The organism is Caenibius tardaugens NBRC 16725, from assembly GCF_003860345.1.
Classification (GTDB): domain Bacteria; phylum Pseudomonadota; class Alphaproteobacteria; order Sphingomonadales; family Sphingomonadaceae; genus Caenibius; species Caenibius tardaugens.
The window spans coordinates 2,072,981-2,092,573 of record NZ_CP034179.1 but is presented as its reverse complement, the minus strand read 5'-3'; the positions used below and the strand labels follow the sequence as shown (position 1 = coordinate 2,092,573).

Below are 19,593 nucleotides of genomic sequence, written 5' to 3'. Positions count from 1 at the left end.
CGCGGCCGGTTCAGTCCAGATTCGGCCTGAGCCAGCGTTCCGCCACCGCCACATCCATACCGCGCCGGGCGGCGTAGTCTTCCAACTGATCGCGGCCGATCCGCGCCACGCCAAAGTACTGGCTTTCCGGGTGGCCGAAATAGAAGCCCGATACCGCCGACGTCGGCAGCATGGCCTGACTTTCGGTCAGGGTGATACCCGCATTGCTCCCGGCGTCGAGCAGGTCGAACAGGATCGGTTTCAGGCTGTGATCGGGGCATGCCGGATAGCCGGGCGCCGGGCGGATGCCGCGATATTCCTCGCGGATCAGTGCTTCGTTGGTAAACTGTTCATCGGGCGCATAGCCCCACAGCGCCATGCGCACATGCTGGTGCAGGCGTTCGGCGAAAGCTTCGGCGAAGCGGTCGGCCAGCGCCTTGAGCAGGATGTCGGAATAGTCGTCGTGCGCCGCCTTGAAGCGTGCCAGATGCGGCTCGATCCCGTGGATGCCCACGGCGAACCCGCCCATCCAGTCACCCGCCGGATCGACAAAGTCGGCCAGACAGAAGCTGGCGCGGCCCCGGCTCTTCTTGAACTGTTGCCGCAGGAACGGCAGGCGCACATTGTTGTCCGTCAGGATCACGTCGTCCCCGTCGCGGCGGCAGGGCCAGAACGCGGCGACACCGCGCGCGGTCAGCCACTTTTCCGCGACGATCTGTTCCAGCATCGCCTGCGCATCGGCGAACAACGCACGCGCGCTTTCGCCCACGACGTCATCGTCCAGAATCGCGGGATAAGTGCCGGCCAGTTCCCATGAACGGAAGAACGGCGTCCAGTCGAAGCATGCGATCAGATCGGTGAGATCCCAGTCGTCATAGCGGTGCAGACCCGGCTGCGCGGGCGCGGCGGGCTTGTCCGCAAAGTCCGGCGCATAGGCATTGGCCCGCGCATCCGCGAGCGAGAGCAGTTCGCTCTGCCCCTTGCCTTCGCGCGCGGCGCGGATCTTCGCATAGTCTTCAGCGGTTTCCTCGACAAAGCGATCGCGCTGGGTATCCGACAGGAGCTGCGAGGCGACCCCCACCGCGCGGCTCGCGTCGAGCACGTGGACCACCGGCCCTTCATAGGCCGGATCGATGCGCAAGGCGGTGTGCACCTTGCTGGTGGTCGCACCACCGATCAGCAGGGGAATGGTCAGCCCCGCGCGCTGCATTTCCTCGGCCACGGTTACCATTTCGTCGAGCGAGGGGGTGATCAGGCCCGACAGGCCGATAATGTCCGCGTCTTCCGCCTGGGCCGTTTCGATGATCGTCGACCACGGCACCATCACGCCCAGATCGATCACTTCATAGCCGTTACACTGCAGCACCACGCCAACGATATTCTTGCCGATATCGTGCACGTCGCCCTTCACGGTCGCCATGATGATCCGGCCCTTGGCTTTGGCCCCTGCTTCCTTTTCCGCCTCGATAAAGGGGATCAGGTGGGCCACGGCCTTCTTCATCACGCGGGCCGATTTGACCACTTGCGGCAGGAACATTCTGCCGCTGCCGAACAGGTCGCCAACGGTGTTCATCCCGCCCATCAGCGGGCCTTCGATCACTTCGATCGGGCGGCCGCCGCGCGCGGCGATTTCCAGCCGCGCCTCTTCCGTATCGTCAACGATATGGAGATCGATGCCCTTGACCAGCGCATGTTCGAGACGGCGCACGACATCCCAGCCGCGCCATTCCTCCGCCGCCTTTTCGGCCGCCTTGTCCTGCCCCTTGAAGCTTTCGGCCAGTTCGATCAGCCGCTCGGTCGCGGTCTGCTGGCCTTCGGGGACATCCTGATTGCGGTTGAGAATGACATCTTCGCATGCTTCGCGCAGCACCGGATCGATCTGGTCATAGATGTCGAGCTGCCCGGCGTTGACAATGGCCATATCCAGCCCCGCCGGAATGGCGTGGTAGAGGAAGATCGAGTGCATCGCCCGGCGCACCGTCTCGTTGCCACGGAAGCTGAACGAGAGGTTCGACAGCCCGCCCGAGAAGTGCACATGCGGGCAGCGCACACGGATTTCCCGTACCGCCTCGATAAAATCGACGCCGTAATTGTTGTGTTCCTCAATCCCGGTGGCCACCGCAAACACGTTGGGATCGAAAATGATATCTTCAGGCGGGAAACCAATCCCGGTCAGCAGCTTGTAGGCACGTTCGCAGATTTCCACCTTGCGCGCCTTGGTATCGGCCTGCCCGGTTTCATCGAACGCCATGACCACCACGGCCGCGCCATAGGCCATGCATTTGCGGGCCTGTTCAAGGAACGGCGCCTCGCCTTCCTTCATGCTGATCGAATTGACGATCGGCTTGCCCGACACGCATTTCAGGCCTTCCTCGATCACGTTCCACTTGGAACTGTCGATCATCACCGGCACGCGGGCGATATCCGGTTCCGCCGCGATCAGTTTGAGGAACGTGGTCATCGCCTCGACCGCGTCGAGCAGGCCTTCGTCCATGTTGACGTCGATGATCTGGGCGCCGTTTTCGACCTGCTGGCGCGCCACTTCCACCGCCTTGGCATAGTCACCGGCGAGGATCAGTTTCTTGAACGCGGCCGAACCGGTCACATTGGTGCGTTCGCCGATATTGACGAAACGGGCGGAAGAAGGAGTCGAAGCCATAGGTTTTCTCGTGAAATTACGAAGCTGCCGGCAAGGTCAACGGACATGCCAGCACCAGATCCTGATATATCAATCCGCCGACATTGAACTGGCGGTCGCCAATTCGGGCAAAGCCCTGCCTGCGGTAAAACGAAAGCGCGCGGTGGTTGTCATCCTTCACCCCGAGCAAGAGGCGGATATGATCGTGCGCGGCAGCCTGCTGGACCGTGTCCATCAGCGCCTGCGCCATACCCATCCCATGGAAGCGTGACAGCAGATAGATCCGCTTCAGTTCGATATCGCCATCCCGCGCCGCGTCGAGTTCGGGCGATGTCAGCAAGGCATAGCCAACCGGCGCATGGCCCGGTTCCACCTCGACCAGCCACGCCTGCGCCCCCTTGGCCAGATAGGCTGCATAGGCCGCAGCCGCATGCTGGTTCCGGCAATGGACCAGCAACGCCGCCCCATCCAGATTCCCGGCGAAGGATTCGAGAAAGGTCGCCGCCCCGATCAGGGCCAGCGCATCGACGTCGTCGGGCCCAGCGGGGCGAATGCGCCATGGGGGAGGAGAGGCAATCGGCTGCCGCATTCAGGCAACCATGATAAACGGTTCGAGCCCCGCCAGACGTGTCTGCACCGGCGTTTCCGGCACAGCACGGCCGGAGTCGCCCGCCACCATCCGGGCAATGGCCGCGATATGCGCAGGCGTTGTGCCGCAGCAGCCGCCGACCATATTGACCAGCCCTTCGCCCACCCATTCGCGGATCAGTTCTGCCGTGCGTTCCGGCAGTTCGTCGTACTGCCCGAGTTCGTTGGGCAGGCCCGCGTTGGGATAGGCGAGGATCAGCGCATCGCAATCCTTGGCCAGTTCGGTCAGGTAAGGGCGCATCTTGTCGGCCCCGAAGGCGCAGTTGATGCCGATGGTCAGCGGTTTCAGATGGCGCAGCGCATACCAGAACGCGGTGACGGTGTGGCCCGACAGGTTGCGCCCGCTCATATCCGTGATGGTGAAGCTCATCATCAGGGGCACATCGCGCCCGGCAGCCTCTGCCGCCTCGCGCGCGGCCAGTCCGGCGACCTTGGCATTCAAGGTATCGAAACAGGTTTCGACCAGCAGGAAATCCACCCCGCCTTCGATCAGCGCATCGCACTGTTCGCGATAGGTGGCTTTCAGTTCGTCAAACGTCACTTCGCGATAGCCGGGATCGTTCACGTCGGGCGATAGCGACAGGGTGCGGTTGGTCGGCCCGATCGAACCGGTGACGAAACGACGCTTGCCATCCTTTGCCGTGGCGGCATCGCAAGCCGCACGCGCCAGCCTGGCAGCGGCCAGATTGATGTCACGCACCAGATGTTCACACCCGTAATCGGCCATGGCGATCTGGGTGGAACTGAAGGTGTTCGTTTCGATCATGTCCGCCCCCGCCTCGCAATAGGCGGTGTGAATCGCACTGATCACATCGGGCCGGGTCAGGCACAGCAGATCGTTGTTGCCCTTCTGGTCCTTCGCGAGATCGAGATCGCCGCGATAATCCGCTTCGGTCAGCCCATATTTCTGGATCGCCGTGCCATAACCGCCGTCGAACACCAGAATGCGTTCTGCCGCAGCGGCGCGGAAAGCCTGTTCTGCACTGGTCATGCTGCGGTCTCCTTGTGTGTGCCATGGGCGCCGCGCGGGCGCAGGCCCAGCAGCTGGCAAATGGCATAGGCCTGTTCCGCCCGGTTCAACGTATAGAAATGGAAATCGCGGACACCGCCAGCATAGAGCCTGCGGCACTGTTCGGCGGCAACTACCGCCGCAACCAGTGCGCGCGGCCCCGGACGTTCGTCCATGCCTTCAAACGTCGCCTCGAGCCAGCCCGGGATTTCGGTATTGGCCGACATCCGGCGGATCGCGTCGAAATTGGTCACCGGCATGATGCCGGGCAGGATCGGCGCGGTGATCCCGGCTGCCAGCGCCTTGTCGAGGAAGCGGAAATAGGCGTCGTTGGCGAAGAAGAACTGCGTAATCGCGCGGCTGGCCCCGGCGTCCAGCTTGCGCTTGAGATTGTCGAGATCGGCCTCGAGGCTGGACGCCTCGGGGTGCATTTCGGGATAGGCGGCAACCGAAATCTCGAAATCATGGTGTTTGCGCAGTCCCGCCACCAGATCGGCAGCCCCGGCATAGCCATCCGGATGCGGGATGAAGCGCCCGCCGTCGGACGGCGGCGGATCGCCACGCAACGCCACGATGTGGCGCACGCCCGCCTCCCAGTACTGGTCCGCGATTTCGGCGATCTCGCCCTTGCTGGCCGCCACACATGTCAGATGTGCAGCCGGCACCAGCGCGGTTTCGTTCACGATCCGGCTGACTGTGGCATGGGTTCGTTCGCGCGTGGAGCCGCCCGCGCCATAGGTCACCGAAACGAAGCTCGGCTCCAGCGGTGCCAGCTGGGTAATCGCCTCCCACAACTGTGCTTCCATCTTCTCGCTCTTGGGCGGGAAGAATTCGAACGAAACGGCAATATCACCCGGCAACCCCGCAAAAAGCGGCGTATCGAGCGGCCGTTCGCCATCGAAGGGCGTGGAGCTTTGAGACATGAACGCGGTATCTTTCAAAATATTCGCCGTCACAGGGACAGGGATGGAAGCGGCGCCGGGATGGACGGCGGGCGTTCCGGCATTGCCGATAGCTTGCTGCGCGTTCCAGTCCAGACCTTGATTGTGAGATCGCCGCCATCGAGCGCGCGCGGCGTCTCGGGGCGGAATCCCGCATCAGTGAGCATGTGTTGCATGGCCTCATCCCCGAACCCGAGCCGGGCATGGGCATGGGCCGTGCGCAATTCCTCCCGCGCGTGCGGGGCGAGATCGACAATGGCGATCCGCCCGCCTGCCCGCGTCACACGCGCGGCTTCGTCCAGAACCCGGTCGGGAGACTGCGCATAATGGAGCACCTGATGCAGGGTTACCGTATCGAAGCTGTCGTCAGCGAAAGGCAGCGCGGTAAAATCGCCCTGCACCAGTTCGATCCGCCCGGTGGGGCAATCCTGCAACCGCGCCCGCGCCAGCGCCAACATATCATGGCTGCGGTCCAGCGCGGTAACGGTCGCCGCGCGGTCGAACAGCAGTTCCGCGATCCGCCCCGTGCCTGTGCCGATATCGAGCACCGCCCCCAGATTGCCGTCCAGCACGGCCAGCAGTTCGCGTTCCACTTCCGCTGGATCGCACAGCAGTTCGCGCAACTGGTCCCACTGCGCGGCATGGACGGCAAAATAATCCGCCGCCCGCGCGGATCGGGCATCGCGGATTGCAGCCAACCGCGAACGATCCGCCGCGCATTGGGCAGCGAACGTGCCATCCTCGTTCTCGGCAACATCCAGCAAGGCTTCGACAGCAGTCAGCGCCCCTGCCCCATGGCCGGGGGAAAGGCGGCTGCGGACAAAGACCCATGCACCTTCGCGGTGGCGTTCGGCGAGGCCCGCATCGCAGAGTATTTTGACATGGCGGGACACGCGCGGCTGGCTTTGCGCCAGAATCTGCACGATCTCCCCCACCGCCAGCTCCATCCGCGCAAGCAAGCGCATTATTCGCAACCGGCTGGGATCAGCCAATGCACGCAGGAGGGCTTCGATTTGCATGATCATATACATATAAACATATCTTTATATATTCAAGCGCGTTTTGGCCTGGAACTGATCATGGCGACGGGTTTGCGCGATTGGGTTTGCGTGACTGGCATCGCTGCTCTAGAATCGCGCGCCGTGCCGCCGGGATGCGGCCCTTGACTGTCAATATAGAGGGATACTCATGAAAAAGATCGTCTTTGCCGCTCTCGCTTCCGCTTCTGCGCTCGCGCTGACGGCATGCGGCAGCTCGGACAATGCTTCTGAAAACGCGCAGGCCGACACGGTGGAAATGCCGGCTGACGAAGCCATCACCGAAAACGTTGCCGAACCGGCTGCCGACGCGAATGCCGCAACCGATGCAGCAACCCCAGCCGCAGACGCTGAAAAGAAAGCGGACGATGCAGCCAAGACGGCCGAAGGCGATGCCGCTGACGCCGCTGGCGCCGCTGCTGCTGCCGCCGCTGCGGATGCCGCCGCCGCTGCTGCGAACTGATGCACTGTCCGGCATCAGGCCGTGAGGCCTGATGCCGGCACCCAACAAGGGGCCAGCTCACGCGACGGCCTTTTTTACCCGTGCCCGGAATTTCCGGCGCGGGCTTTTGTGATCGGCAGGAAACACATGTTGCGCCCCTATCACCTCGCCATCGTTGCCCTGGCCGCCGGGCTGCTCGCCAGCTGCGGCGAAGCCGATAACGATCCCGGTCCGGGCGGTGTCACAGTGGGTGAAGCCCGCGCGCTGGATGAAGCCGCGGAAATGATCGAACAGCGCCGTCCAGACGCGGCACCGACACCCGGCGCGACCAGCGCGCCCACCTTGCCTGAAGCCAGCAAACCGGCAGGTTAGGCGCGATCCGGCGTTGCAGTCCGGCGCTTGCCTTAATGAATAGCAGTACGGTTGGCGACGTGAAACACCGTCAGGGCACCTGTTGCCGTCACAAACGACACCAGCAGCGTCCCCAGACCGTAGATTCCCGCGAGGGGGCTATTCCCGCCCAATAGCGGGAAAATCACCATACCGCCGACCACAGCGCCGATTGCGCCAACGGCCAGATTGGATGTGATCCCGTAGGTATCCTCAATCTGCAAAACGAGCGACGCCAGCCAACCGAGCGCAACGCCAGAGACAATCAAGAGCAGCACCGCCACAAACATTGCATTCGTTCCTTCCAGAAAAGGAAAAGCTTCACGAATACAATGGTTCCAACCCTACACCGCCGCTGTCCATCGGTTTAGCGCAACGCCAGCCACGCCACTGCGAAAATGCCGATCACAATGCGATACCAGGCGAAGGGAGCAAAGCCCGAACGACTGACATAAGCGACAAACATCCGGATTACGGCCAGAGCGACGAAGAACGACACCACGAAGCCGATGCCCAGTTCGCTCCAGCCTACATGCCCGCCGCCTGTCAGCTGATCGCCCTTGTCGATAAATTCCAGCGTCGACGCCCCGATCATGGTCGGAACGGCAAGGAAGAACGAAAATTCCGCAGCGGTCTTGCGATTGATGCCCATAGCCAGCGCGCCCATGATCGTCGCGCCTGAACGGCTGACCCCGGGGATCATCGCGCAGCATTGCGCAAAGCCCACACCCAGCGCCTGCCGTGCGGGCAGATCGGCCACTTCCTGATAGGGGCCGCTTTTCGCCACCTTTTCGATGCCGAGGATCGCAATACCGCCCACGATCAGCGCCCACGCCACGACAGACGGGCTGCCCAGCATGATATCGATATAGTCCTTCAGTGCGAGGCCGAGCACGGCAGAGGGCAGGAACGCCAGAAGGATATTGCGAAGAAACGCCAGCCCGCGTGCTTCGAGCCGCAGAACCCCGATACCGGCCCGCCAGAATGTGCCCCAGTATTGCACGACCACCGCCAGAATCGCGCCCAGCTGGATCACTACGTTGAACATCGCCCACTGGTTCGCGTCATAGCCGAACAGTTCGGTGGCAAGGATAAGGTGCCCGGTGGAGGAGACCGGAATGAATTCGGTCAGCCCTTCAACGATGCCAAGCAGGATAGCGGTAAGCGTCGGGTCCATGGATCAGCCGCAAATAAAAGGGGAAAGAACGATGATGCCGGATCGGCGGCAAATCACCAAATGTGGACGCGCTGTTCAGGCGGGAGATAGAGCTTGTCCGTCGGCTGAATGTTGAACGCCTTGTACCACGCATCCATATTCCGGACGATCCCGTTAACCCGGAACTGTTCGGGCGAATGCGGATCGGTGACCAGCTGCTGGCGCAAGGCATCGGGGCGGCTGGTCGAACGCCACACCTGCGCCCAGGCGAGGAAGAAACGCTGATCGCCGGTCAGGCCATCGATCACCGGCGCATCCTTGCCGCCCAGCGACATGCGATAGGCGCGATACGCCAGGCTGAGCCCGCCAAGATCGCCGATGTTCTCGCCCAGCGTGAGCCGGCCGTTCACGCAGGTCTTGCCGTCATCCAGCGGGCAATAAGCCGAATACTGCTTGTCCAGCTTGTCCCCCAGCGTCTTGAATGCCGCGAGATCTTTCTCGGTCCACCAGTCGCGCAACATGCCGGTGCCATCCGACTTGGCCCCCTGATCGTCAAAACCATGCCCGATTTCGTGGCCGATCACCGCGCCAATCGCACCATAGTTCACCGCCGGGTCAGCCGAGATATTGAAAAACGGCGGTTGCAGGATCGCGGCCGGGAAGACGATTTCGTTGACCGAGGGATTGTAATAGGCGTTGACCGTCTGCGGCAGCATGAACCATTCGCTGCGATCGACCGGGCCGCCCAGCTTGGCCAGGTCTTCCTTCCAGCTCCACGCCCCGGCGGCCACACCGTTCTCCAGCGGTTTACCCGGTACGATCGCCAGACCTTCATAAGTCTTGAACTTGTCGGGATAGCCGATTTTGGTTGTGAACTGATCCAGCTTTGTCCCGGCTTCCTTCTTGGTCGCCGCGCTCATCCAGTCGTTATCGGCAAGGCTTTGCGCCAGCGCCTTGCGCAGATTACCGACCAGATCGTTCATCGCGGTCTTGTTTTCAGGCGGGAAATAGCGGGCAACATATTCCTGCCCCAGAGCTTCGCCCAGTTGCCCTTCGACTGTATCGATCGCGCGTTTCCAGCGCGGGCGCTGTTCTTCCTGACCGCGCAGGGTCTTGCCGTAAAATTCGAACGAGGCCTTGTCGATATCGCGCGGCAGAACGTCGGCGTTACCCGCAAGGAAACGGGCCGCCATCCACGCCTTCAAGGTCGCCAGCGGCGTTTCGGGCAACAGCTTGAGCATCGCCGGAAATCCGCCGCCAATCTTGGCCATGGTTTCGGCATCCAGCCCCAGCCGCGCCTGTTCCTCCTTCGTCGGGGGAAGTTGCGGCACGTCGAACTGCTGCACTGCCCCGATCCCGGCCGCATCCAACATCGCCTGCAGCGGGAAACCGGCGGCATAGCCATCCAGTTCGGCGCGGCTGATCTTGTGATAGGTCAGATCGCGATTGCGCGAAACGGCGCGATCCCAGCTCAATTCGGCAAATTTGTATTCCAGCGCATAAACGGACGCAGCCGCCGCATCGGGATCAGGATAACCTGCCTTGCCCAGCAGGAACGACAGAAAGGCCCGGTATTTTTCCTGAATCTCGCGCGATTTGGCATCTGTTTTCAGGTAATAATCGCGATCGGGCAGGCCCATGCCGCCCGCACCGATTCCAATAATGTAGCTGTCGGGCTTCTTGTCATCGACTTCGAGCCAGGCGCCGATCGGCGACGGGAAGCCGGGCCGGCCGAACAGATCGGCGAGTTTTGCCAGGCTGTCCGCCCCATAGATCCGCGTCAGATAGGGTTGTGCCGGTGCAAGCCCCGCCGCATCGATCGCATCCTGATCGAGATAGGAACGATAGGAATCGACGATCCGCTGCTCCAGCGATCCGGGCTTGTGCTTCTTCGCCACCAGCGCATCGACCAGCGCACGAACATCGTGCTGGGATTTCTCGCCCAGCATGGTGAAGGCGCCATAGCGGCTGAATTCCGCGGGGATCGGGTTGTTGGCGATCCATTTCGCATTCACATAGCCGAAGAAATCATTGCCCGGCCGGATCGCGGGATCGAGTTGCGTCAGATCGACGCCCCAGGTCCCGAAAGTCATCTTTGGCGCTTCGTCCGGCTTGCTGGCCGCAACTTTGGCGGGCGCAGACTGATCCTGCGCCATGGCGACAGCGGGTACAAGCGAAAGGGCGACGGCGGCACAGCAGGCCCCGAGGAGCGATTTCTGGGTCATGATGACGGCTTTCATCGAGATACAATACTGAACGATAAATGAAGTTCCGCACAATGCACGCGCATCACGCGGCATTATCCTGAAACTGCAGGCTGGCCAGACGCGCGTAAAGCCCGCCCGCCGCGATCAGTTCGCCATGGCGGCCCTGTTCGACAATCTGCCCGCCATCCATCACCACGATCCGGTCCGCCGCGCGCACTGTGGCCAGGCGATGGGCGATGACCAGCGTGGTACGATCACGCATGAGCCGTTCGAGCGCCTGCTGCACCAACCGTTCGCTTTCCGCGTCCAGCGCGCTTGTCGCTTCGTCCAGCAACAGGATCGGCGCATCGCGCAGCAGGGCGCGGGCAATGGCGATACGCTGGCGCTGGCCACCGGAGAGCCGTGCGCCCCCTTCCCCAAGGAAAGTATCGAGCCCCTGCGGCAGAGCCTTGAGGAAGGCTTCCGCATTGGCGGCATGCGCCGCTTCCCAGATATCCTCGTCGCTCGCCGCCCAGTTGCCATAACGCAGATTGTCGCGCGCATTGGCGGCAAACAACACACCTTCCTGCGGAACATAGGCGATCCGACGACGGATTTCGGCGGGATCGGCGCTGACCAATGGCACACCGTCCAGCCGCACCGTACCCGATTGGGGATCGTAGAAACGCTCCGCCAGTTGGAAGATCGTGGATTTCCCTGCCCCTGACGGCCCCACGATAGCAACGGTTTCCCCCGGCTCCACCACCAGCGAGAAATCGCGCAATGCGGCAGTTTCCAGCCGGGTGGGATAACGGAACGAGACATTCTGGAACGCCAGTCCGCCGCGCGGCGGCTCGGGCAGTTCCTGCGGACGTGCAGGCGCGGTGATTTCCGGTTTGGTGTGCAACAGTTCGCTCAACCGGCTGGCCGCCCCCGCGCCGCGCAACAAATCGCCATACACTTCCGTCAGGGCGCCAAACGCCCCGGCCACCAGCCCGCCGGTAATCACGAACGCCGCGATTGTCCCGCCGGTGATCGTCCCTTCGGCAACCCCGATCGCGCCGCGCCACATCAGCAGCGTGATCGCGCCAAACACCATAACGATGATGATCGCGGTCATGATTGCGCGGATCAGGATGCGCCGCCGGGCCGTCGCGAAAGTCTGTTCCACCGCGCCTGCAAAGCGCGCGCTTTCCCGCGCTTCCTGATTGAAGGCCTGGACGATCTTCATCGCCCCCAGCGTTTCCGATATGGTGGCGCCGATATCGGCAACCCGATCCTGACTGGTCCGCGACACCGATCGCAGGCGTCGGCCGAACAGGCGCAAGGGCACAACCACCAGCGGAATCAGGATCAACAGCCCCGCCGCCAGTCTGGGCAAGAGCACGAACAGATAGGCTGTGCCGCCGATCGCTATAATCAGATTGCGCAGGGCGACCGAAACTGTGGTTCCCACCACCTGTTCGATCAGCGTGGTGTCCGCCGTCATGCGCGAGGCGATCTCGCTCGGGCTGTTTTCCTCGAAGAAACCCGGCGCCTGACGCAGGAGGTTGGCCTGCACCTTCAACCGGATATCAGCAACCACCCGTTCGCCCAGCCACGACACGAAATAGAACCGCAAGGCCGTGCCGATCGCCAGCACGACCACAATCACCAGCAAATACTGAAACCAGCGTCCGACATCCTGTGCATCGCCGCCACTGCCGAAGCCGCGATCGATAATCAGCCGAAAACCGGACGGGATCGCCAGTGTCGCCGCCGCCGTGATACACAGGGCCAACGCCGCCAGTGCGAGCTTGCCCGGATAGCCCAGCGCCGCCTGCCACACCATTTTGAGAGGGCCGAGATTGTTTGCAGCCGCAGGCTCTACCGCGCCGGATTCATCCGTTTCGGGAACGGCTACGTCGGAATGGCGCCGGTTGCGGGCAAACAGCCCACGGCGAGAAGAACTGGGCGGGTTTTGCGCGGAAACCATCGATTGCGCCGTAGGCCCACCGCGCGCGTTACGCAACGCCCTAAGCGCGGGGATCACCGGCCGCATTGTCCGAAAAATGTAACAGCGGTGGGAAAATTGCATTTTGCTGCATTGCAACACTGCAAAAATGGATGCAGGATGCAGCCAACGAGGTCGATCACGACATGCAGGAGAGCGCCATTGCTCTACAACATCCACGAATTGCAAACCGCATATCTCAATGGCGCCAGCGCCGTGGCATCCATTTGGGCCGAAGCGCTGTCCAACCCAAGAAATCCCTTCGGTTACATAGGGCTAGGTCCAGTCGCCGCTTCGGCGCTAGAGGTTTTCGCCCATGCGACCGCACCGCGCGGCAAACCGAGCTTCGGGATTGAACAGGTCAGCGTCGATGGTGTTGCGCATCCGGTTACGGAATCGATCGTTTACACCCGTCCGTTCGGATCTCTGATCCGCTTCCGCCATAGCGGGCTGCCGGACAGGGCGCCGAAACTCCTGATTGTCGCGCCAATGAGCGGCCATTACGCCACGCTGCTGCGCGGCACGGTCGAACGCATGCTCGAACGGGCTGAAGTCTATATTACCGACTGGGCGGATGCGCGGATCGTTCCGCTGTCCGAAGGGCGCTTCGATCTCGACGATTATATCGATTACGTCGTCGATTTCCTCGAATTCATTGGCCCGGGCACACATATGATGGCCGTTTGCCAGCCGTCGGTCCCGGCACTGGCTGCGACCGCGATCATGGGTGAAGACAAGAACCCCTGCCGCCCGGCCAGCCTGACCATGATGGGCGGCCCGATCGACACACGCGCTTCGCCGACCACAGTGAACACGCTGGCCACGGAACGGCCGCTTGCCTGGTTCCGCAACAATGTGATCGCCACGGTGCCGATGCAGTACGCCGGGGCCGGACGCAAAGTCTATCCCGGGTTCATGCAGCTGGCGAGCTTCATGTCGATGAATCTCGGCAATCACCTGATGAGCCATTACGAGATGTTCAAACACCTCGTCATCGGCGATGGGGAAAGCGCGAACGCCACCAAGAATTTCTACGACGAATACCGTTCGGTTTGCGACATGACCGCCGAATTCTATCTGCAGACGGTCGAGCACGTTTTCCAGAAGCATTCCTTGCCCAAGGGCGAACTGCTGCATCGCGGGCGCAAGGTCGATCTGGGCAAGATCACCGATACCGCGATCCTCGCCGTCGAAGGGGAACGGGACGATATCTCTGGCCTTGGCCAGACCAAGGCGGCAATCGATCTTTCGGTCAATCTGCCCGAGGCGAAGAAGAAATATCACATGGCCCCGAAAGTCGGCCATTACGGTATCTTCAATGGCAGCCGCTGGCGCAACCAGATCGCGCCGATCGTGGAAGACTGGATGCACGCCAACGCGCAGCGGACGTTAAAAGCCGTCGCCTGACGGGCCGCAAACCGGGCCAGCAATCGCTATTCGGTAACCGCAACCCGTGCGCGCAAGCGCGCGGGCATGCGGTCGTTCAGCCATCGCTGCGCTGGCAGTTCAACGCCATGGTACAGCACTGCCGACGCGATCAGCACCAGCAGCAGATAGGCTGCCAGTTGCGCCGCGCCCATTTGTAACGAGGCATCCACGAACGCGATCTTGAACAGGATCAACAGGAAGAAATGAGCCAGATAGGTCGAATAGCTTATCTCGCCCAGCCAATGCGGCACCCGGCTTGCCAAGAACCGGCTGATGCCGCCCCGATCCAGCGCAAGGGCCAGTAGGGCAACCGCCATCCCGGCAGGAACAAAACCCGTTTCCGGCAGCCCGGTCAGGAACCCGCCCACCAGGATCGCCAGGGCCAGCACCCCTGCCGCCAGCGCAGCGCCGGGCCTGCCCCGCCAGCGCTGCCACAGGACACACAGCACAGTGCCGACAGCAAATTCAATCAGGCATCGCACCAGCCCCAGCCGGGCGATATCGGCGCCCAGAACATCCCCTCCGGTGAACCGGAAACACAGATACAAAGTCGCCAACAGGGCTGTCATCGCCAGAAACAGCGCGGGATTGCCAAACCGTTCCCACCGCACCACCAGCGCCAGCAACGGGAACATCAGGTAGGCCCCCAGTTCCGTACTGATCGACCATGCCGGGTGATTCCATGTCAGATCATGGGTGAAACCCCAGTTCTGCATCAGCAGGATATGCAGCGGCAGTTCGGCCAGCGGATAGCCCGAATAATCGCGGCCCGTAGCGGCCAACAGCGCGACAAACACCACCATTGCCGCCAGGATCGCCGCATGCAGCGGCCAGATCCGCGCCAATCGCCGCCACAGGAACGCGCCTGTAATCGCCGGTCCCTGCCGCAGGAATTTGCCGTTGTAATTGTAGGCAATCACGAAGCCGGACAGCATGAAGAAGAAGTCGACCGCCAGATAGCCCTTGGCGAACACGGCGATGCACCATTCCGGCATCATATCCGTCAGCAGCAGCCGCGCGTGGTAAAGCACGACAAACCATGCCGCCAGACCGCGAATACCCGTCAGGGCACGCAGTTCGGCCTTGTGCGGCGCTGCGACAATCTCCGATGCGCTCTGGCGCGCTGCCGCACCGCTCACGCCCGTTCACCCTCTGCCGGGAGAGGCAAGTCCGCAGGACGAACCGACTGGCCCGGCCGCGCGATCCGGGCCGCGCCCCAACGCCGGACAGCGAAGACCAGAGCGATTTCCAGCGCGGCGATCATGTAGATGAACGACTGATAGGCAATCCCGGCAAACAGCGCCCCGACCATGTAGATCAGGTGGCTTTGCTGCAAGGCATTGGCAAGCTGACCGAACCATCGTTCATCCGCTGTCGTGCCCTTGGCAAAACGGCGCCGGATACGCTCCATCTGAACGATGCCGATCAGGTGGAACAGCAGCCACAGGCCCAGCCCTGGCCATCCCTGCTCTCCCAGCATTTCGAAGTAACCGGAATGATAGGCCCGCCCTTGATCGGTCACAGTCTGGGTTTCGACCACTGTCGTACTGCCGTCGGAAACGGTCGAGGTCGTCTGGAAATCGAGACTGTTGCCGAGATAGGCGTTGAACCCGCCACCGGTCGGACGATCCTTCACGTATTCCAGCGTCCACTGCCACACGGCAATGCGGGTGGACGCGGATTGGTCGCCCTTGTGATCCTTGATCGTATCCATCCGCTCGGTGAAACTTTGTGGCAGGAAAGGCACCGCCATCATCGCCACGGCCCCTGCCAGCCCCATGTACAGGAATCTGCGGCGCGTACTGCGCAAGAGCAGCACCGCCAGCACCCCGATGCACAGCAGGCCGGTCCGCGCCTCGGTTCCCACCGGGATCAGCAGACAGGCGAAAACCAGCGCCCCGGCAAACAGCCGCACCCGCCAGTCCGGAGGAAAAACCGTCCCAAACCGGGCAAGCCACAAAACCAGCGGTATGATGGCGATGGCCGCAGTGGCCAGCGTGCTGCTTTCGTAAATCCCGCTGTCTTCGTTCACGAAAAACCGGAGATGGCCATAACCGCCGCCGCCCAGCGCAGTCTTTATCCCGCCGTCGATCACCACGGTCCCGATCGCCAGAACGAGGAACAGCGCCACTGCTTCGATCCGCAAGCGACTGGTCAGGGTCAAGGGCAGGAATATCGCGAAAACGAGCACTTTCCAGACCCACGCCCACTTTTCCGCCGCATCGACCGGGAATTCAGCCATAACCGTCGTCAGCCCGCAGTAGGCGAGCAGCAGCAGCAGCAGAAACTGCCGAAACGAAAAGCGCACGTCCGCCTTGCGGTCAAACACCAGCCAGCCCGCAAAGGCCGCGCCGAACGCGATCAGGGAAAATGGTATTTTGGGCAGGATGGCCCAGCCGATTTTCTGCGGCCCGATAAGATCGACATAGATGTACGTCAGCACCCAGATGAACGGATTGCGGAGCCCCAGCAACAGCAGGCCCGCCACAAACGAGAGCAGGACCAGCTCAAGCATCCCGTTCGCCCCCGGGGCTTTCACGCCCCCCAGTTTCAGGCAGGTGCGTTTCCGCATTGTCCCGCCTGGTCTGACGGCGCGCGCCGATCCGGCGATCCGGCACGTCCCCATCGTGATCGAGATCGCTGCGCATCAGCAACCGCCAGGCGACCAGCGCCAGCAGGGCATGTGTCAGGCCGATGGAGAAATAATCGATCACAGGGTAGGTGCCCGGTACGCTAAAGGAAAATATGCCGTATCATTCTTGGGTTGACGGCCCGTTAAGGTTGTCGTGTCAGGAAAACCAGCATCATGACGCGGATCCTGCATATTCTCGACCATTCGTTGCCGCTGCACAGCGGCTACACCTTCCGCACGCGTGCGATCATGAAGGCGCAACAGGCGTCCGGCCTGGATGTGCGCGGGATTACCGGCCTGCGCCATAGCGCCGGAGGGGAAGCGACCGAGACTGTCGAAGGGCTCACCTTCCACCGCACGCCGGGCAGCGCAAACGGCCCTGTGGGCCTGCGCGAATGGCGGGAAATCGGGCTTCTGGCCGACGCGATCGATTCGCTGTGCGACAGCTGGCGCCCCGACATCCTTCATGCGCACTCCCCCGCACTGGACGGGATGGCCGCCTTGCGGATCGCCCGCAAACGCCAGATCCCTCTCGTTTATGAAATCCGCGCGTTCTGGGAAGACGCGGCCGTGGGCAACGGCACCGGCCGGTTCGGCTCGCTGAAATATCGCCTGACCCGCGCTCTGGAGAATCGGGTTGTTGCGGGCGCCGATGCGGTGATGACGATTTGCCATGGACTTCGGGACGACCTTGTCGCGCGCGGTTTTCCCGGCGGCAAGATCGGCATCATGCCCAACGGCGTCGATCTGGGCCTGTTTGGCAATCCGCCCCCGCGCGATGCGGCGCTGGCCCAGGAACTCGGCCTTGGCGATGGCCCGGTGATCGGCTTCATCGGCAGTTTCTACGACTATGAAGGGATCGATGATCTGATCGATGCCATGCCACTGGTTCTGGCCCAGCATCCCGATGCGCGCCTGCTGCTGGTGGGCGGCGGGCCCATGACCGATGCCCTGCAACGCCGCGCGGAAGCGTCGCCTGCACGGGCTGCGATTCGTTTCGTCGGCAGAGTGCCGCATGCCGAGGTGGAGCGTTACTACGCGCTGACCGACATCATGGCCTATCCGCGCAAGGCCAGCCGCCTGACCGATCTGGTGACCCCGCTCAAACCGCTGGAGGCCATGGCGCAAGGCAAACTGGTTGCCGCTTCGGATGTTGGCGGCCATCGCGAACTGATGACCGATGGCGTTACCGGAACGCTGTTTGCCGCCGATAATCCCGAAGCCTGCGCCGCAGCCCTTTCCGTGTTGCTTTTCAACCGGAATCAATGGGCTGAACAGCGCCAGCGGGCGCAGGATCACGTACGCAAAAGCCATGATTGGGCACAAAATGTCACACGTTATCAAGACGTTTACCAAGCCCTGCTAGCTAATAGCGCACAATCAGGGTTTCCTGCCACAGTCGGATTGGGCGACTCGGCAAAGACCGGTGTCGAGCAGGAACAACAGGGGCTCCGAGGATCGTCATGCTGAAAACGCAAAAGTCCGCGCGTGAGAAACCACAAAAGGCGCCAATCAGCGCGCATCCGCTGTTTGGCGCGGTGGTCGCCTTATGGTTTGGGGCTCTGTTCGGGCTGGGCAGCGCGGTTCTGCCGGGCGGCCTGTACGAATCGCTGGTGAATCGCAGCGGCCTTGCCGCTGTGCTGCCTGCCGCTGCGCCGCCATTGGGATTGACCGCCCGCTTGCTGATCGCCCTCGCCGCGAGTGGGCTGGGTGTGGTGATCGGGCTGATGATCGCGCGCCAGATCAGCACGGCACAAGTGGCAGCCAAGCCATCGCGCAAGGTGCGGGCGCTGGATAGCGCGCCGCAACTGGCAATCGGGGCCGAGGATGATCAACGTCCGGCACGACGCCGGTCATTTACCCCGGCGGTTCCCGAATCAACACCCGAACCTGTGATCGAGGAAGCCACATGTGCGGCACCCGTTGCACAGGATCATGCCATCGAACCGGATCACTATGAACCGGCGTATGACACAGCGACAGAAGCGGATACCGCCGGGGAAGCGGACCTGGCAGATGAGCCAACGCTGTCCGACGACCGTTTCGAAAACCCCCTCACCCCCGGTACCGTGGACTGGGATGCCGTGACAGTTGGCGACGAAACCTTCGATGCCCCTGCGCTGCCGGAAGCTGTGGCCAATCAGGTCGACGTGCCCGCATCGGAGGCGCATGGCGATTTCGCAGCAGCGTTCGCCACAGGCCATACGCCCGCCCCGGCGTTCGCAGCCATTGCCAGCGACGCCATTGTCACCGATCCGCCCGAACCGGCGGTTCACGCCCATGCCCCGCAAGCGGTCCGCGCCCCAAGGCGCCGGATGCCACACCCCATCTCGCTGCGACCGCTGGAACAACTCGGCATGGTCGAACTGGTCGAACGGCTGGCCCATGCCATTCACGCGCGGCAGGAACGCACGCGCGGCGACAGCCTTGCCCGTACCCCGGCCGACCTGTCACCTCCGGCCATCGTGCCCGCGGCCTTGCGCCCGATCACGTTTGACCACGATGACGATTTTGACGAGTTCGATGCATCCGAAGCGGCTTCGCTGTCGCTACCCATCGGCGATGAAGAACCCGCCGCTTTCCGCGTGGGTAGCCAAACCTCGATTTCGCTGGCTGCTGCCGCGATGACGCCGGATGATCAGCCGGAAGAACCCGATGACGGCCATAACCATGCCGAGAACGACGGATATTCTTCGCTGCTCAGCATCCAGAAACCGTTCCTTCCCCCCGATTGGGACAAGGAAGAAAGCGATGACGATGCGCCGGAAGATGCGCAAGACAATGCGATGGGAGAACGGGAATCCCTGTCCGAATCCGCGCTGTCCGAATCCGGTGCTGCGCTGATCCTGCGCCGCCCGCAAATCGACCATGCGGATACGGAACAGGCCCTGCGCGACGCGCTTGTCGGGCTGCAACAGATCGGCCGCACTGCCTGAACCCGCCCAAAGCCGATGTACCGGGCTGACCTGAACCCTGTGAGTGCCAAGCAAAAAACGCGCGCATAATCGCCTTCGCAGTTGCAAAGATGCGTTCCTGACGCCATGGGGGACCGTCGCACTCCTTCGCTGCATTTGCGGCGAGGCGATTCGTGCTTTTTGCCGAAGGCTGCTGCTG

At 62.4% G+C, this 19,593-nt stretch carries 17 protein-coding genes; 5 read left to right on the top strand and 12 right to left on the bottom strand.

Translation table 11 applies throughout. The features are described 5' to 3' along the window. Window positions 1-10 precede the first annotated feature (10 nt). Genes metH through EGO55_RS09625 form a run of 5 tightly spaced genes read right to left on the bottom strand, consistent with a single transcriptional unit; the run spans window position 11 to window position 6,234 of the window. A complete protein-coding gene (metH, locus tag EGO55_RS09645; protein ID WP_021689624.1) occupies window positions 11-2,638 on the bottom strand; it encodes a methionine synthase in 2,628 nt (875 codons plus the stop codon). Window positions 2,639-2,654: 16 nt separating this feature from the next. Continuing rightward, window positions 2,655-3,206, bottom strand: a complete 552-nt coding sequence (locus tag EGO55_RS09640) for a GNAT family N-acetyltransferase (protein ID WP_021689625.1) — start codon at window positions 3,204-3,206, stop codon at window positions 2,655-2,657. Further along, window positions 3,207-4,256, bottom strand: a complete 1,050-nt coding sequence (locus tag EGO55_RS09635) for a homocysteine S-methyltransferase family protein (RefSeq protein ID WP_021689626.1) — start codon at window positions 4,254-4,256, stop codon at window positions 3,207-3,209. Then, window positions 4,253-5,197, bottom strand: a complete 945-nt coding sequence (gene metF / locus EGO55_RS09630) for a methylenetetrahydrofolate reductase [NAD(P)H] (protein WP_021689627.1) — start codon at window positions 5,195-5,197, stop codon at window positions 4,253-4,255. The genes EGO55_RS09635 and metF overlap by 4 nt, the downstream gene beginning before the upstream one ends. 29 nt (window positions 5,198-5,226) lie before the next feature. Next, window positions 5,227-6,234 (bottom strand): ArsR/SmtB family transcription factor, encoded by a 1,008-nt coding sequence (locus EGO55_RS09625; RefSeq protein ID WP_040715379.1) that lies wholly within the window; start codon window positions 6,232-6,234, stop codon window positions 5,227-5,229. Window positions 6,235-6,403: 169 nt separating this feature from the next. Between EGO55_RS09625 and EGO55_RS09620 the strand changes: the two genes are divergently transcribed. Both EGO55_RS09620 and EGO55_RS09615 read left to right on the top strand, forming a co-directional pair. Continuing rightward, window positions 6,404-6,715 (top strand): hypothetical protein, encoded by a 312-nt coding sequence (locus EGO55_RS09620; RefSeq protein ID WP_021689629.1) that lies wholly within the window; start codon window positions 6,404-6,406, stop codon window positions 6,713-6,715. A gap of 126 nt (window positions 6,716-6,841) precedes the next feature. Further along, window positions 6,842-7,066 (top strand): hypothetical protein, encoded by a 225-nt coding sequence (locus EGO55_RS09615; protein WP_021689630.1) that lies wholly within the window; start codon window positions 6,842-6,844, stop codon window positions 7,064-7,066. A gap of 32 nt (window positions 7,067-7,098) precedes the next feature. Here EGO55_RS09615 and EGO55_RS09610 read toward each other — a convergent pair whose 3' ends face one another. The 4 genes from EGO55_RS09610 to EGO55_RS09595 form a co-directional block, all read right to left on the bottom strand. Then, window positions 7,099-7,374: a hypothetical protein gene (locus EGO55_RS09610; RefSeq protein WP_021689631.1), complete on the bottom strand. Its 276-nt coding sequence runs from the start codon at window positions 7,372-7,374 to the stop codon at window positions 7,099-7,101. 77 nt (window positions 7,375-7,451) lie between these two features. Continuing rightward, complete coding sequence (locus EGO55_RS09605) at window positions 7,452-8,261, bottom strand: undecaprenyl-diphosphate phosphatase (RefSeq protein WP_021689632.1); 810 nt, start codon at window positions 8,259-8,261, stop codon at window positions 7,452-7,454. Between the two features lie 53 nt (window positions 8,262-8,314). Beyond that, window positions 8,315-10,465 (bottom strand): M13 family metallopeptidase, encoded by a 2,151-nt coding sequence (locus EGO55_RS09600; protein WP_021689633.1) that lies wholly within the window; start codon window positions 10,463-10,465, stop codon window positions 8,315-8,317. A 64-nt stretch (window positions 10,466-10,529) separates the two neighbouring features. Further along, window positions 10,530-12,401, bottom strand: a complete 1,872-nt coding sequence (locus tag EGO55_RS09595) for an ABC transporter transmembrane domain-containing protein (RefSeq protein WP_021689634.1) — start codon at window positions 12,399-12,401, stop codon at window positions 10,530-10,532. 180 nt (window positions 12,402-12,581) lie between these two features. On the opposite strand from EGO55_RS09595, the gene EGO55_RS09590 reads away from it, so the two are divergent. After that, window positions 12,582-13,826: a polyhydroxyalkanoate depolymerase gene (locus tag EGO55_RS09590; RefSeq protein ID WP_021689635.1), complete on the top strand. Its 1,245-nt coding sequence runs from the start codon at window positions 12,582-12,584 to the stop codon at window positions 13,824-13,826. Between the two features lie 26 nt (window positions 13,827-13,852). On the opposite strand, the gene EGO55_RS09585 is transcribed toward EGO55_RS09590, so the two are convergent. Genes EGO55_RS09585 through EGO55_RS09575 form a run of 3 tightly spaced genes read right to left on the bottom strand, consistent with a single transcriptional unit; the run spans window position 13,853 to window position 16,561 of the window. Continuing rightward, window positions 13,853-14,986, bottom strand: coding sequence for an acyltransferase family protein (locus tag EGO55_RS09585; RefSeq protein ID WP_021689636.1), 1,134 nt, complete (start codon window positions 14,984-14,986; stop codon window positions 13,853-13,855). Next, window positions 14,983-16,362 carry a putative O-glycosylation ligase, exosortase A system-associated gene (locus EGO55_RS09580; protein WP_021689637.1) on the bottom strand — a complete coding sequence of 460 codons (1,380 nt, stop codon included), beginning with the start codon at window positions 16,360-16,362 and terminating at the stop codon, window positions 14,983-14,985. The genes EGO55_RS09585 and EGO55_RS09580 overlap by 4 nt, the downstream gene beginning before the upstream one ends. After that, window positions 16,355-16,561 (bottom strand): hypothetical protein, encoded by a 207-nt coding sequence (locus tag EGO55_RS09575; RefSeq protein ID WP_021689638.1) that lies wholly within the window; start codon window positions 16,559-16,561, stop codon window positions 16,355-16,357. The genes EGO55_RS09580 and EGO55_RS09575 overlap by 8 nt, the downstream gene beginning before the upstream one ends. A 92-nt stretch (window positions 16,562-16,653) precedes the next feature. On the opposite strand from EGO55_RS09575, the gene EGO55_RS09570 reads away from it, so the two are divergent. Then, complete coding sequence (locus EGO55_RS09570; RefSeq protein WP_021689639.1) at window positions 16,654-17,949, top strand: TIGR04063 family PEP-CTERM/XrtA system glycosyltransferase; 1,296 nt, start codon at window positions 16,654-16,656, stop codon at window positions 17,947-17,949. Further along, entirely contained in the window at window positions 17,943-19,415 is a 1,473-nt protein-coding gene (locus EGO55_RS09565; RefSeq protein ID WP_021689640.1) for a hypothetical protein, read from the top strand. Before EGO55_RS09570 ends, EGO55_RS09565 begins: the two co-directional genes overlap by 7 nt. Window positions 19,416-19,593 lie beyond the last annotated feature (178 nt).